Annotated in this window: 7 protein-coding genes and 4 pseudogenes; 5 read left to right on the top strand and 6 right to left on the bottom strand. The window is 53.2% G+C overall.

The genetic code is table 11. The features are described 5' to 3' along the window. Window positions 1-213 precede the first annotated feature (213 nt). Both MUO32_RS17580 and MUO32_RS17585 read left to right on the top strand, forming a co-directional pair. On the top strand, window positions 214-5,661 hold the full coding sequence (locus MUO32_RS17580; protein WP_257949677.1) for a tetratricopeptide repeat protein: 5,448 nt from the start codon (window positions 214-216) through the stop codon (window positions 5,659-5,661). 26 nt (window positions 5,662-5,687) lie between these two features. Then, on the top strand, window positions 5,688-6,845 hold the full coding sequence (locus MUO32_RS17585) for a class I SAM-dependent methyltransferase (RefSeq protein ID WP_257949678.1): 1,158 nt from the start codon (window positions 5,688-5,690) through the stop codon (window positions 6,843-6,845). A 73-nt stretch (window positions 6,846-6,918) separates the two neighbouring features. On the opposite strand, the gene MUO32_RS17590 is transcribed toward MUO32_RS17585, so the two are convergent. The 4 genes and pseudogenes from MUO32_RS17590 to MUO32_RS17610 form a co-directional block, all read right to left on the bottom strand. Next, entirely contained in the window at window positions 6,919-7,983 is a 1,065-nt protein-coding gene (locus MUO32_RS17590; RefSeq protein WP_257949679.1) for a DegT/DnrJ/EryC1/StrS aminotransferase family protein, read from the bottom strand. A gap of 62 nt (window positions 7,984-8,045) precedes the next feature. Beyond that, on the bottom strand, window positions 8,046-8,684 hold the full coding sequence (locus MUO32_RS29310) for an acyltransferase (protein WP_308311306.1): 639 nt from the start codon (window positions 8,682-8,684) through the stop codon (window positions 8,046-8,048). Beyond that, window positions 8,677-9,756 (bottom strand): Gfo/Idh/MocA family protein, encoded by a 1,080-nt coding sequence (locus tag MUO32_RS17605; RefSeq protein WP_257949680.1) that lies wholly within the window; start codon window positions 9,754-9,756, stop codon window positions 8,677-8,679. The genes MUO32_RS29310 and MUO32_RS17605 overlap by 8 nt, the downstream gene beginning before the upstream one ends. A 243-nt stretch (window positions 9,757-9,999) precedes the next feature. Further along, window positions 10,000-10,356: pseudogene (locus MUO32_RS17610) on the bottom strand (transposase); the annotation flags it as partial. A 6-nt stretch (window positions 10,357-10,362) separates the two neighbouring features. On the opposite strand from MUO32_RS17610, the pseudogene MUO32_RS17615 reads away from it, so the two are divergent. Together MUO32_RS17615 and MUO32_RS17620 are read left to right on the top strand one after the other, a co-directional pair. Then, a pseudogene (locus MUO32_RS17615) lies at window positions 10,363-10,599 on the top strand (IS481 family transposase); the annotation flags it as partial. A gap of 337 nt (window positions 10,600-10,936) precedes the next feature. Further along, window positions 10,937-12,598 (top strand): GSCFA domain-containing protein, encoded by a 1,662-nt coding sequence (locus MUO32_RS17620; RefSeq protein ID WP_257949681.1) that lies wholly within the window; start codon window positions 10,937-10,939, stop codon window positions 12,596-12,598. A gap of 37 nt (window positions 12,599-12,635) precedes the next feature. On the opposite strand, the pseudogene MUO32_RS29375 reads toward MUO32_RS17620, so the two are convergent. Continuing rightward, window positions 12,636-12,784 (bottom strand): annotated as a pseudogene (locus MUO32_RS29375) (IS3 family transposase); the annotation flags it as partial. Between the two features lie 236 nt (window positions 12,785-13,020). After that, window positions 13,021-14,148 (bottom strand): annotated as a pseudogene (locus MUO32_RS17625) (IS3 family transposase). Between the two features lie 192 nt (window positions 14,149-14,340). Here MUO32_RS17625 and MUO32_RS29380 point away from each other — a divergent pair. Then, on the top strand, window positions 14,341-14,613 hold the full coding sequence (locus MUO32_RS29380) for an N-acetyltransferase family protein (RefSeq protein ID WP_374708674.1): 273 nt from the start codon (window positions 14,341-14,343) through the stop codon (window positions 14,611-14,613). Window positions 14,614-14,628 lie beyond the last annotated feature (15 nt).

Below are 14,628 nucleotides of genomic sequence, written 5' to 3' on the forward strand. Positions count from 1 at the left end.
GCAGGTCCTGAGCCTAGGGTCTCAGGTCACTTCTTCTCGATCTTGGCCATCCGGCCCCGACTCTTATCTGTCCACATCGTAAGCGTGGATAACGGCCGAGACGCAAGGGAGAGTTGTAAAGCAGATTCTTAGATGTCAGCGCTTTTTACCGCGCAGGTTGCTGTGCATCAGAAAAGCTATATCGTGAAATCGACCGAGTGGTGATGAAGGGGCATGGATTTGGAAGCTATCGACGAGAAGTATCGGTCCGGTGACATTAACGGCGCAATCAACGAGCTTGAGGCTGCGCTCGAAAAAAGCCCGGAGAGCTCTGGCCTCTGGTTGCGCCTTGCCCGCATGCGTCGTGACATGAATAAGCACAATGAGGCCGTAGACGCCTTCGAGCGATCAGCCGCATTGTCCAAACTGGACGACCGGAACACGCTTTTGTTTGCGCGCTCCGCGCTTCGTGCGGACGCAACAGCGCGCGCGGCCGAGCTACTTGCATCATTGCCCGCCACACCCGAAGTGCAGCGCCTTCTCGCCGAGGCACTGGCCCGATCAGGCGATCTGGAGGGGGCAGCCAAAGCGATCGAGGCAGCACTCGAACATGCGCCTGAGGACGCAGACCTCTGGCTGCGCCTCGCCCGCATACGTCGCGACATGAGTGAACACAATGAGGCCGTAGACGCCTTCGAGCGATCAGCCGCATTGGCCAAACTGGACGACCGGAACACGCTTTTGTTTGCGCGCTCCGCGCTTCGTGCGGACGCAACAGCGCGCGCGGTCGAGCTACTTGCATCATTGCCCGCCACACCCGAAGTGCAGCGCCTTCTTGCCGAGGCACTGGCCCGATCTGGCGATCTGGAAGGGGCAGCCAAAGCGATCGAGGCAGTACTCGAACATGCACCTGAAGACGCAGATCTCTGGCTGCGCCTCGCCCGCATACGTCGCGACATGAGTGAACACAATGAGGCCGTAGACGCCTTTGAACGATCAGCCGCATTGGCCAAACCGGACGACCGAAACACACTTTTGTTTGCGCGCACGGCCTTGCGTGCAAACGCACCTGCACGCGCCACCGATCTGCTCCTGTCGCTGCCTTCTACGCCCGAGATACAACGTGTGCTTGTCGATGCCTTAACACGGTCAGGCGATCTTGGCGGAGCGGTTAAGACGCTTGAGGCGCTACTGGAGCAGGACCCACAAAACACGGATCTTCGCTTGCGGTTAACCCGCCTGCGTCGCGATATGCAAAAGCAAATCCAGGCAACGAAGGCTGCAACGCGACGCGAGGACGGTGTTTCCCGTATTGGTGCTGCGGACCAGTCAGCCAAGGCTGCGGAAGCACTTCATACCTCTGATGCATTGGAAGCGAAGGGCGATCTGGCCGGAGCACTTGATGCACTTTTTCAGCATCTCGATTTTCGACCGAAGGACGTCGGGAAATGGAAGAGGGCGGGTATGCTTGCGGGGAGGATTGGCGACCTCTCCGATGTTCTCCCTGCTGAGGTTTTAAGCTTATGCAAAGACGACGATACCGCGTTCGCTAAGCTCGGGATGTTCCTAGGAGGCTATGCCCAAACGAGTACGAGCAACGCACTTGTCAAATCGCCTGAGCGTGAGCTGGCCGTGGATATGTTGCTCGCCGCCCAAGAGAGGGACTGGAAGACCAACGAACCGGCGAGAATGGCCTTCGATCTCTTGCTTGGAATCGATGAACTAGACACATGCGCTCGACTTCTCGACAGGTGGGACGAGAGGCGCCCCAACGATCCGCACCGCCTTATTTCCTGTTCGCGCCTCGCGGCCGCCAGAGGTGATTTCGATTTGGCATTCGAGACTGCTCTAGAAGCGACGCACATAGCGCCGTTGATCGGCGCCACGCACAGGCGTCTAGCGAAATGCTATCAAATCAAGGCGCAATTCGGTGCTGCGCTCACTAGTTTGCGGCGTGCGTCGACACATTCTCCCAGAGACCAAGGCATTCTTAACGAGATCCGCGTTCTTGTGCAGGAAGCGAGGGCTATACGAGCCTATCCAGAAGATGGCGAGTTTGGCAGCGAAATTATTTTTTTGGCAGCGGACGCTAATAGCGAAACCCTTAGGGCTTCGGTAAAGAGTGGAAATGCTGCAGACAGCACGCAGCGCTGGCTAATCTTCTGCCATGCTGACAGGTTCGAGATGCTGCGCACCGAACTGGCCCAGCAGCGACAAGCCAAAGGAACCGCATATCACTTCGGTGGGAGCTTTGACGGGGAGCCGAACCAAGCTGATGCGGAGTGGATTGCGCTTACACCGGCAATGCTCGCAACGCTGCTTGAGCGTGGGGCCCACACCGGAGCAGAATGCCTCAACGACCTGATGGTGAATTTCCGAGGCGCATATGTGCCACTGTCAGTATCTGACGGATCAACACGTTTGTTACGCGAGCGTGTAACCGCAAAAATGCCCGTCTTGCCCGATACGCCCCGGGAAATATTCCAAACACCGGCAGCGGCTTTGCTGAGCGGCGATAGTCGGAATCCGATCAGCCTTGCTGCCGGACAGGCTACTTTAGCGCATACAACTTTCGTCGTTACCCCATCAGACTGGGCGGAGCTCCAGCGCTACCAAGATCTTAATCTCACTTATTTTGTGCTCATTCCACCAGGATTTACCGATTCATGGGATGATCTCGAAGACGAAGCAGTGAGACGGGATGTTCCCTGGGTTTCTAAAGCTTCCAGCATCATTTTTACAACTGTCGCGGATGAAGAGCGATTTGAGGATCGATTGAGGATCGCCGCCTGCGTCTACAAGAGCTTTGCAGACGGAATAGACGCATCACTCCGATCGGCGCGAACGCGTGTTTGTGTCGCAGTGGGTGCGGGAATTGGTAATATTCTTTTCACCACGCCGCTGATCCGTGCCATTGCGGAAGAAGTTGGCGGCCCAATTGATATCGCCATCAATTCGCCGGTCGGATCTGCCGTTCAGCTTTTTGGCGAAAGCCAGTATGTCAATCTTGCCTTCACCATCGATCACAAGCATGAGGTTGTGTACGATAAGGTCTTTGTCACCAGCAGTTTCGGCAATACGGTTTTCGGATATCGAGCCCACCAAAGAGTTTCCCAGCGTCCGACTTATGAGTTTCAGGTTCGTACTCGGACCATGAACGAGGGCGCCTACTGCTTTCTTGGCATTGGTGAGCTTTTCCCGGGTATCTCCTCCTCCAATGCGCTGGCTGGAAAGAGGTTCGTACGGAATTTTGACCGAATTCAGTTACGCAAGGCCAAGGAACGACCGCATGTAATAGGCGTCAGTGGCGCAAAAAAAGGAGAAATGTGGGGTAAACGCCAATGGCCCTATTTTCCCGAATTAGTTCATCGTTACGCTAGCCAGGGCTCAGACATTCGATCGTTTGGTTTGTCCGGCGAGGCAATTGAGGGATCAAAGGACTGTACGAGCAATGTCCTACGCCAATCTATCCGAAAAATGGCTGATTGCGACATTTTCATCTGCTGTGATGGCGGAATATACCATATTGCCGACGCACTCAACATAAAAGTACTTGCTATTTTTGGCCCTACATCTGCGGTTAAAGGTGCGCCAGTGAACGGACGCACAAGAATCCTTCAGGCTAACATGCCGTGCTCCCCGTGTTTTTACAATCAGTCATTTATAGACTGCAAATACGCAGCCTGCGTAAACAATATCGGCGCTGAAATGGTCTATGATGCCGCACAAGATTTACTTTATGACGATAATCAATACTCAAAAAAAATTGGGATCCCTCAAAATTCTTACAACCTACCGGAGAGTAACCCCAAATTTAGAGCAATTGAACTCGATCAATGCTTTCGCGCTGCCGACGTAGATAAGAACGATGTTCGAAAATTGTTCGATATCAGCGTAACATATAACCGACTTTCTCGTGCTGAAGACCTTCTTGACTGGAAGTTTACCACTGGCGCGGCCGAAGAAGGCGACTGGCTAAGAAAAACCAAGCTGGCGCTTCGCCGTGAGGATTATGACACTTGCCTGCAGCTATGCAGCCGCCGGGGGACTTCTCCCTCCAACAAACGCCCCAGCGAGTGGCTGGCATTGCAGCTTGAGGCGTTGCTCAAGCTACGCAATTTTCAGGGTGTTCTAGATGTTTGGAACGCCTCGCCTCTTCATGAAGACCGCTCCACCCTCCCCCCCAAGATGGTAGCGCGCGTACTGTGGCATGTGGCGCGCGCCTATCTGCACCTCGATTCCTGGCCAGAAGCTAAAACAGTTATTGAGGACATTCTCAACCTTGACCCCGATTTCTCCGCAGCAGAGAAGGCATTGCATCACTTCCAAACCAGCGCGTACAGCGACGTCGCCCAGCGCTCTATGATCGAGCCGAAAGACCGACCAAGGCTGCTGATTCTGACAGACGGGGCCACACCATCATTTCTCCGAGAGTGGCGAAATCATTTCTCGATTTATCGTAGAGCGGAGTTGCCAGGTACTGGCATAGAGCAGTTTGCGGCAGTTCTTTGGCCGGCCGCTCAGACCACCGACGTGGAAACCCAGAGCAGCTCCCCTATCAGATGGGTCGCTCAAGAAGTTATTGGTGACGAACTGGGGGCTGAAGAAGAGCCAGCGGTCGTGTTTGGTCGAATCCCTAACGATGGTGCTTTTGCCAGGCAAGTCAAACGAATCCTAGTTGTCGCCCATCACCATCTCGAAAAATGGAATCCTCGTGGCGGGGAGCGTTCAACACTGCATATCGTTGAGGAACTCAAGAAGGAAGGATATGAAGTCCTCGTTGTCGTCGAAAATAAAAAATCCGACGTTATTCTTTGTGAAACTACTGAAAGTAACAACTATGTTGTAGCCGGCAGATACGCCCTCCGAGAGACTGTTGGAGAGGTGCTGGATTCCTGGCTGCCGGATGTGGGCATCATGTATGGTGCGACCAGCCTGAGAGCGTATGAACAATTTCTAGAGCGTGATGTGCCGTATGTAATGTTTCCACGCGACTGGCTGGAAATCTGCCCGCCACCTTACACCAATCTCCTGAACAGGCGTCCGCTTGCTCCCGGATCTAGCCATCATCGGCTTTTAGCCGGAGCAGCACAGGTCATCACCAATGCCAAATATGTAGGAGACGTGATCAAGCATCTATACGACCTGGATCCAATTGTCTCGTATGTGCCGGTGGAGCCACCTAAAAATAGACACCGGTATGCACCCAACGGTCCGATCTTGCTGGTTAATCCGAGGAAGATGAACGGCGGCGAGTTGATTATGAACCTCGCACGTCTCATGCCTCATAGACACTTCCGAGTTGTCGGAGAATACGGCAGATCGTTTCCGCCCAACGTTCAGATCGAACCGTTTTTTAATGGTCAATACGAGGAGCTTTATGAGGGGAGTTCATTGTTTCTGTTCCCACTCATCGGCGAAGACCCTTGCGGAACAGGGCGAGTTGTTTTCGAATCGCTTCATTGCGGCATTCCAACGATATCGATGTCTGTCGGGGGCATGAGTGAGGTGCTGCCAAAGGACTGGCTTGTCGATGGCGAGGATCCCCAGTCATGGGCGAATTGCATTGAGGCTGTCCTTTCCGATCCGACAGCCCATCAGCGATGCCTTCCTCTCTTGTCAAAATTTGATGCCGATCAACAGTTTGCCGTAGTGAAGAATTGTATCGAAGGTCTAGTTTAGAATGCTTAGGCAGGGAAGAGGTTGTAATGCAGGAAGAAGTTGAGAAGGCGTTTAAAGAAAGAAATATTGATGAGTTAAAAAGGCTTAGCGCCCAAGCCTGGATTACTTCATCCCGTGCTCATCAGCTTTTAGGTGACCTTTATCGACAATCGAAACAGTTTCAACTTGCAGCGCGCGCCTATGAGCGGTCAGCACCTGACAATATGAGTGCCATATACGGTCAGATCGAGTGTTGGAAAAACTTGAATGAAAAAGAGCCCTTCATGAGGGCGATCGAAAAATTTCTGAGCCTCGATCGTTACAATGAGGCCTTATTTGCCCGGATTGCTCTCGCGTCCACTGAAATGGGTAATCTGAATATCGCTCGCGATCTTCTGGCGAGAATCGACCAAAGAGAGCCCCTTACGGACAACGCCTATAATGCTTTTCGATGTGCCAAGGCACTAGTTCTGCTTGGAGAGAGAGCGCGCGCAAGGGCCTACATCGACCAGGCCAAGAAAAATGCAGGAGATAACGAAAACTTACGTCTTGAGATTGCTACGCTCGACTATGATATAGATGAGTATTGGGAGATGCGGTACAACACGTCACAGGGTGAACGCACACCCGTGAGGGTCGAAGACCAATCTGACGAAGCCTATCGACAGCGTACGGAACTCGACTGCCGCTTCCTCGAGATGGTGTTCGATAAACTGTTTGGGAAAGCCATTTTTGCATTGGTGGCGGATTGCGGGTGTGGGTCCGGTCGATTAACTCCGTTCCTTGCGACCAAATCGGAAGCGCTGCATAGCTATGATGCAAGTCCCACGGCGATTGAGTTTGCTCGCAAGAACAACCCTACTCTGCCTGGAAGTACGTTCAACGCAGCCAACCTGTCAAAGGTGGCTCTCTTACCTAATTCCTATGATCTCGTTTTTGACTTTACTGCAATTCAGCATGTGTCGGATCCGGTACTCTGGGGCAAGGTGTTCGAAAACTATGTTCAGTCACTGAAGTCTCAGGCTCATCTGTTTCTCGTCGAAAGCTGCGGTGACGACATCGATCGATCTGAGGGGCATATGAACAGTGCGTCGCCGGAGACCTATATTAGGATGGCAAAATCTCTGGGTTGTACGCTTATCTATTCCGAGGCCAGGACGGGGTCCGATGACGGCACGGTGTGCATGGTCTTCCTCAAGAACTGACGTCAGACATACACACCCGCCAACTCCGCGATGCTGACGTCGCGGAGTTTCGTTTAAATTTCAGGCCCTTCCGTCACGGTACCGGCACAGCGACTCTAAGAAAATTGGAGACCACTCGCTCCATCTGCTCTTCGTTAAGTTCTGGGTAGATCGGAAGGCTGACAATCCTGTTAACGATGTCATCCGTGACCGTAAGGGGAGTGGGAATTCGGTGCTCGGCTGTCGCTAGTGCCGGCTGTGCATGGCAGGGAATCGGATAATGAATCCCCGTATCGATGCCGACCGCAGCCAGCTCTTTTTGGACGGCGTCGCGATTCGCAACCTCGACCACATAAACATGATAGACGGCATAAGCTCTCTTATCTGGTTCGATCGTCTTGAAGCCTGCAGAACGAAAGCGCTCGTTGTAGAACGCAGCGATTGCACGACGCCTTTCCGTCCATCCGGCAAGATGCGGAAGTTTCACACTTAGGACCTTCGCCTGTAGTGCGTCCAGCCGCAGATTATCGGCAATAACAGCGCATTCGTATTTGCCGCTACGGCCGTGATCGATATAGCTGCGGATGAAGGTCGCCTGCTCTAGATCCTTCACCACTGTAGCGCCCGCGTCGCCATAGGCGCCAAGGTTCTTTCCAGGGTAGAAACTGTAACCGGCCGCTGCTCCAAATGTCGAGACAGGCTTCCCATCCCAATTTGCAAGATGCGATTGAGCGCAATCTTCCACGATCTTAAGCGAATGACGATCACAAATCTGGGTAAGGCGCGTCATATCGCATGGCGTACCGAAGATATGCACTGCAATAACCGCCCGCGTTCGCTCGCTTATGCAGTCGGCCACACTGTCGGGATCAATCGTGTAGTCCGACCGACGGATGTCCGCGAAAACTGGTATCGCTCCCATGTTTACCACGGCTTCCAGCGTAGCAAAGAAAGTATGTGAAGGAAGGATGACTTCGTCGCCGGGGCCAACACCGGCAGCTCTCAGCGCTAACGCAACTGCGGAGGTCCCGTTGGAGCAACCGACGACCGTTGCGGGCTCGTATCCGAGTATGCCGGCAAACGCTGCCTCAAATGCTGCGACCGGCTGCCCCTTGATGAAGGTGGTATCCTCTATGATCCCAGCAATGGCTGCGTCCATCTCAGTTTTCAGCGTGCCGTACTGGGCCTTAAGGTCCACGAGTGGAATATGCCAATTAGTGCTCATTGTCCGTAAGCCGTATAGTTGGAAATTTCATTGATAGCTCGGATAGGCCTAGCAGGGTTGCCGGCAACGATCATTCCAGCGGGTACATCCTTGACTACAACTGAACCGGCACCGACCAGTGCACCCGCGCCAATCACGACCCCAGGCAGCAAAGTGGAATTCGCCCCAATTTTGCAGCCTTTGCGAAGAACGCATCCAATCAAATTGGCCTTCGAGTCTTTTGCTGCTGGATATTTTGAATTGGTAAGGACCACGTTAGGGCCGATCCAGACGCCATCCTCTAAAATCGTATATTCCGGGATGAATACCTGAGTATGAATTCGAACCGCGTTACCGATCGTTACATGGTGCTCGACGACCGATAGGGTGCCAATCGAAACATCGTCTCCGATGATATTGTCTTCGCGAAGATTCGCCTTGTTGCCGGTACGAAAACCTCGACCAATCCTGTTGCCACCGTAAATTATAGTACCCATACGGATCAAAGCATCGTCGCCAATTTGGGTCGCTGCACCACCATTGTGCCCGATGGCCACCCAATCCTCAACCACGGCCGCCCCGTCGAAGACGACCGAGGGATGCAAAATGGCCGTCGCCGCTATTTTCACCTGGGTGAGAGAGGCTAAATCAGCCATGCTGCGTAGTCCGGCCTAAAGGCGCCATTCGCTGTTGAAAACGCATACTTACGGGTTGTCCCGTTGCCGCAGACTCATAAATCGCCAAGATGAGTTCCAAAGACTTTCGTCCCTCAAGCCCATCGACGAGGGCTGCCCCCCCCTGAGTCAGCGCGGAAACCACTGATTCATAGTAAGTCTTATGGCCGAACCCGTACACATCGGGTGGATTGTCTGAAATCTCGGCGAATGCTTCTGGCGAGAGCTCACGCTCTCCTTCAAAACGCAAAACTTCCAGGCGATTGACAGAAAACCCACCAATGACCGCGCAGCCCTTTTCACCTAGCAAGGAGAGTGAACCTTCCAAGTCACTTGGACGGGTGGCGGTCGTCGCTTCCACAATTCCGATCGCGCCGGAGGCAAATTCGATTACAGCGACACCGGTGTCTTCACACTCGATCTTGGAGAGCGCGGTGCGCGTCGTTGCATAGACCTTCACCGGATCGCCCAAAAAATACTGGAGCAGATCAACGTGGTGACTTGCCTGATTAGCAAAGACGCCACCGTCCATCGCCCATGTACCGCGCCATGCATCTTGATCATAATATGATTGAGGCCGCGACCAACGGACACGAACGGTGCCCATGGTGATCTTGCCGAACTTACCCTCCTCAAACGCCTTGCGTACGGCGACCACCGGGCGGTTGAAACGGTTCTGCTTAACAAGGAAAAGCCGCACCCCTGCCTCGTCACAAAGCCGGATCATATCGTCGGCATCGGGCAGCGTTAGGGCCATCGGCTTCTCAACCAAAACATGTTTTTTCCATTGCACAACTTGGCGTAGGTGCTCGGCATGATTCCCGCTTTCAGTAAGGACAGAAACCAAATCGACCTCTTCAGCGTGGACCGCCATCAATTCGTCAAGCGATTTGTAGGCAGGAATACCGTACTTTTCTCCGCAGGCCTCTGCGCGATTACCCTGCGGATCACACACGGCGACAAGGCGCGCGCCGGCGATTCCGTTATGCGCCAGCAATCCAGCATGTCGAGCTGCAATGCGTCCGCATCCCATCAACGCGATACCAATAGACATCCGTACCCCTTATTAAAGGAATGATATTCTAGCCGGAACATATAAGTCCTAACCAGTAAAATTTACTGCAACGCCGATAGCAAAAAGTACATCCCGCTACAGGGCCCGTTTTCTTACCTACGTCTTCCGGGATTAGCAAGTGTCGGTTGCCCTATTTGAGGCATTGAGTGGTGCAGCGCTCAGCGCGCTTTCCCAAAGCGACTGGAGTAGGAAATGCACGCCGTTTCCTAGAGAACGTCCGTTTTAATCCGGTTCATATCCGGCGGCCTTGAAGTAGTTTGCACATTCAGCGGGCGTGAAGAGTTTGATGAGGGAACTTGCGGCGTTCCAGAGGCCAGTGATGGTCCGCTCGGCCTTTGCCCGCATCATCACCTTTAGCCTGGCGAAGGCGTTCTCGATGGGATTGAAGTCTGGGCTGTAAGGCGGCAGGCAGAGCAGGGTTGCGCCAACTGCGTTGATCGCTTCGCGGACACCAGCGGCCTTGCGGGCGTGCAAGTTATCCATGGTGACGACATCGCCAGCGGCAAGCGTGGGAACCAGCACCTGCTCGACATAGGCGCGGAACACGTTGCCCTTCATTGCACCGTCGTAGACGAAGGGCGTGCCCAAGCTGAGCGAATGGTCAGGATGATCAAAGACGCGGCCTTTAAGCCCTTCCACTATGCCTCCATCACCGACCTGCGTCCTCAGGTCAGTGAGTGGCTGCCGGCACACAACTGTGCCAAGCAGCTCAAAGCTCTGCGATTCAAAACACCCTTCGAAGCCATCCGACAACTCAGTGATAAAAAGCCGAAAATTTTCACTCGAACCCCAAGCCATGACATGCTGGGACCAAACACGTAGGTCACATCGCTGCCGCTCTAACGGCGACCGTAAAGACGAATCTTATCCAAGAGGCTTTGTCAATATGGCCAGACCACAGGCGTACTGCGGTTCCGTAACAGGTCGCACGTCACACGATTGAATTTGAAACAGGAACAAAAACGACTTTCTAAAATTTGTTTTGTCTATATGTTTCCGTCATTGACCATCTCTACTTATCTCTGGATAAAGCTGGCTAGGCAAGATGTTGAATTCATAGATCGAATTTCTCAGCGCTTGAGGTTTTCAGCTGGTTTGTGAGGCGGGCGGAATCTTCGCTTGGGCGGGCCGTAACGCAAGATACTACGGGAGGCAAAATATGACGAATGACACTAGACCTGACCTCATCGACTTAAATGGGAAGGATTTGGTTTGGCGGGATGTTGAAGAAGCCATTTCCGCAAGTACGAACCCCTATTCCGCAATGGCAAAAGCCACCGAAAGGGTTAGGCCAAAGGTATGGCCGCATGTTTATGCGGAATTTCCAATTTCTCCAGGAAGCAGTATATTCACTATCGGAAGTTGCTTTGCGCGAAATGTCGAGGATAATTTGGCGTCACTTGGCTACCGCCTGCCGACATTGGATTTCGTTGTCCCACAGGAAGAACAGCCTGGGCGTTCAACAAATTTACTTAACAAATATACGCCCGCATCAATCTATCAAGAAATTGCATTCGCCTATAAGATCTATAAACGCGACGGCATCGTTACTCGGGATGATATAGAATGGCTCGTCTTCGAGGAGAAGCCGGGGCATTTCCTGGATCTAGGCCTCTCAACACTTAAAGCAGTAACTTTTGAACGCCTCCTCGAACGGCGACAGTTGGTGTATGAAATCTTTAAGAGCCTTTTCAAAGCCGAACTCGTAACTATCACATTAGGCTTGGTGGAAGCTTGGTTTGATCAGAAACATGGGGCGTTCATTCAGTTTGCCCCTACGCGTGAAATGCGGAAGGAAAAAGGGCGGTTTAGGTTCTGCCAGATGACCTACCCGCTCTGCCTTGATTACGTTCGAAAGTCGATTGAAATTATTCGCGAAGAGAACGAGTGCAAATTTCTAATTACAACATCCCCAGTATCGCTTGCCAGAACATTTACAGGCATGGATGTTATCACAGCCAATACGGAATCAAAATCAATACTTCGAGCCGTCTGCGGACAAATTGACCGAGATTTCGATTTTGCTGGATATTTCCCAAGTTTCGAAAGTGCGGTATTGACGAAATCTCCAGATGTATACCTTGGTGACAATATTCATGTGTCTCCAGAATTTGTCGGCGAGATTGTTGGAAGCTTAGTGTCTTCATATTTTTCGGAAACTTCGCAATTGATGGTAGCCATTCAAAAAGCAAGGACATTGCATTTGGCGAATAATTCCGAAGGGGTAATCAAGGAACTAGAGAAATACTCAAGCGACCCCTCGTTTCCGATGGATGGAGCGACTCTGCTACTTCAGGCATACGCGCGTACACAAGAGTTCGAAAGGGCGGTGGCTTTTGGACGCAACTGTGAAAAATCCGGTATAAGTGAGGCTCGCGCTGATGTGGCATCCCGCTTTTATTCTGCCCTTCGTAATGCCTATTTGAAAGTTGGAGAGGTGAACGAAGCCCTTCGTTGTGCTCAGCAAGCACGTGCGAGAGAGCCAAATTTGCCAGTTTGGGCGTTCGAACATGCCAATACTCTGCTACGAGCTGAGCGTTCGGAGGAAGCCGAGAGCATTTTTCGAGCCCATGAAAAATGGATTGATAGCCCGGCCCGTCGTTTGCAATTTGCTCAAATTCTCAAGGAAAATGGTAGAAACGAGGAAGCGCGCGATTGGCTATACCCTGTTTCGAGCTATGATATGGGTGCAAATCTGTACCTGGAGTATACAAAAATCCTGCTATCTATGATGTTTAAGGTAGAGGCGGCCGACGTACTGGATAATGGATTGCTTATGCATCCGGGAGATATAAAACTGTCGCAACTCGGCATCAAATGAAGTGGCCAGCGCCAGCTTTTATCTGGTTTTAAGTTATCTAAAGCGGCTTTTTAGTTGATGTGTTTGAGATGGTGGCGGCAGATTGCGATGCGGGCCATTTCGGCTGCGCATCGCTTCAAGTCGCGGGGTGATGGTCTGGGCGGGTTCGGCTGGTGTCAGCCAACCAAGGCCTGAGTGTGATCGTTGTAGTCTTGGCGCTGGCCCGCCATGTGCGGCAAGGCAGTCAGCGGTTGGGACTGGTGTCATGGCCGCCGCCGTTGCGCTTAGCGCACCGATCGGGCCGGGATAGGCCTATCCTTTGGCACCCCCAGCCTAAACTTCAGCCAGTTCAGCGCACAATATGGATTGCTGATCATCGCGTCGTTTGGCGAAGCCATGACGATGCTGGTTGAATAGCCCCGAGTTTCGTAGACACCCTCGGTTCAGATTTTCTGCTGCTTTTCGAACTCGACGGGCGACAGCATCCCGTTTCTGAGGTGTTTGCGTTTCGGGTTGTAGAACATCTCGATGTAATCGAACACGTCCTGACGCGCTTCATCTCGTGAACGGTAGACCTTGCGGCGTATCCGCTCTCGCTTCAGAAGATTGAAGAAGCTCTCGCGTCCACCGCATTGTCATGGCAGTTACCGCGTCGGCTCATCGAGTGGACCAGATTGTGGTGCCCGAGGAACGAAGCCCAGTCCATGCTGGTGAACTGCGAGGCCTGATCCGAGTGGATCAGCACTTTGTCCTTCGGTTTGCGTCGCCACACCGCCATGAGCAGCGCCTGCAATACGACGTCCGTGGTTTGGCGGCTCTGCAGTGCCCAGCCGATGACCCGGCGGGAATAGAGGTCGATGACAACGGCGAGATAAGCGAAGCCCTCGCAGGTCCGGATGTAGGTGATGTCCGTGACCCAGGCCTTGTCCGGAGCCGCTACGTCAAATTGCCGGTCGAGCGTGTTGTCGATAGCGACGGCAGGCCAGCCGCCATAGATGCCGGGACGGCATTTGTAGCCAATCTGCGCCTTGATCCCGGCAAGACGGGTCAGACGCGCAACCCTGTTCGAGCAGCACATCTCGCCCTGGTCGAGAAGGTCGTCGTGCAGCTTGCGATAACCGTAGACCTTGCCGCTCTCTTCCCACGCCGTCAGGAGCAGATCGGTCTGCCGCTTGTCCTCGTTGGCCCGCCTGCTCAGCGGGTTCTTCAGCCAGGTGTAAAATCCGCTGGGATGAACCCGCAGAAGTCGGCACATCGTCAGCACCGAAAACCGCAAGCGATACAGGGCAATGAACGCGTACTTCACTTTGCATCCCTGGCGAAATACGCGGCCGCTTTTTTAGGATGTCTCGCTCCTCGGTGACGCGAGCCAGTTCCTTCTTCAGCCGCCTGATCTCCTCGGCCTCGTCGTTGCCCTTGGCGTTCGACGCTGCAAACTTCTTCTTCCATTCGTAGAGCGAATGCTGGCTGACGCCGAGACGCTGCGAAACCTCCGCAACCGGATAGCCTCGCTGCGTGATCCGGCGCACCGCGGCACGCTTGAACTCTTCGCTGAAATTCGATTTGCTCATGATGCTCTTCTTGCCTCAAAATTAGGAAAGAAGGCGTCTACAAATCTAGGGGGGCTATTCAGCATCAACTCCGGCAGTAGCGATCAGAACTTCAGTATGCGCTAATATTAAACCCAGATCAGCCGATCGGGCAGGCCATCGACGTGTTCTTGCCATTCTCAGACGTTGCTGTCGCAGGTGGTGAGATCGTCGGTGTGGTTGCCGTGGCTGACGGCGGGGTATTTTTCACTGTTCGTTGCTAAACGATTCCGAGGCAATCGGATCGGGACATGCCTATTGCATAACGCGGTGCTTGCCGGTGGTCGTCGGTTTGAGGTCGCTGTGCTCAATGTCCGAGCGATCGCTTTTTACAAGGCCTGCGGGTGGAGGAGGGCAGGCGAGAGCTTTGAGGATATCGGTGGGATGCGGTCGAAACTTTCCGGATGTAGAAGCCGCGCCGTTTCCAGCGCTACAGGTTGCTTATAGATGGCTTCGTGATCG

Origin of the sequence: Shinella sp. CPCC 101442 (assembly GCF_024704725.1) — a bacterium.
Classification (GTDB): domain Bacteria; phylum Pseudomonadota; class Alphaproteobacteria; order Rhizobiales; family Rhizobiaceae; genus Shinella.

Bases quoted from the DNA above. Each gene is read 5' to 3' on its own strand.
- MUO32_RS17585 (WP_257949678.1), top strand. From the start codon at position 5,688: ATGCAGGAAGAAGTTGAGAAGGCGTTTAAAGAAAGAAATATTGATGAG.
- MUO32_RS17605 (WP_257949680.1), bottom strand. From the start codon at position 9,756: ATGTCTATTGGTATCGCGTTGATGGGATGCGGACGCATTGCAGCTCGA.
- MUO32_RS29310 (WP_308311306.1), bottom strand. From the start codon at position 8,684: ATGGCTGATTTAGCCTCTCTCACCCAGGTGAAAATAGCGGCGACGGCC.
- MUO32_RS17590 (WP_257949679.1), bottom strand. From the start codon at position 7,983: ATGGACGCAGCCATTGCTGGGATCATAGAGGATACCACCTTCATCAAG.
- MUO32_RS17580 (WP_257949677.1), top strand. From the start codon at position 214: ATGGATTTGGAAGCTATCGACGAGAAGTATCGGTCCGGTGACATTAAC.
- MUO32_RS17620 (WP_257949681.1), top strand. From the start codon at position 10,937: ATGACGAATGACACTAGACCTGACCTCATCGACTTAAATGGGAAGGAT.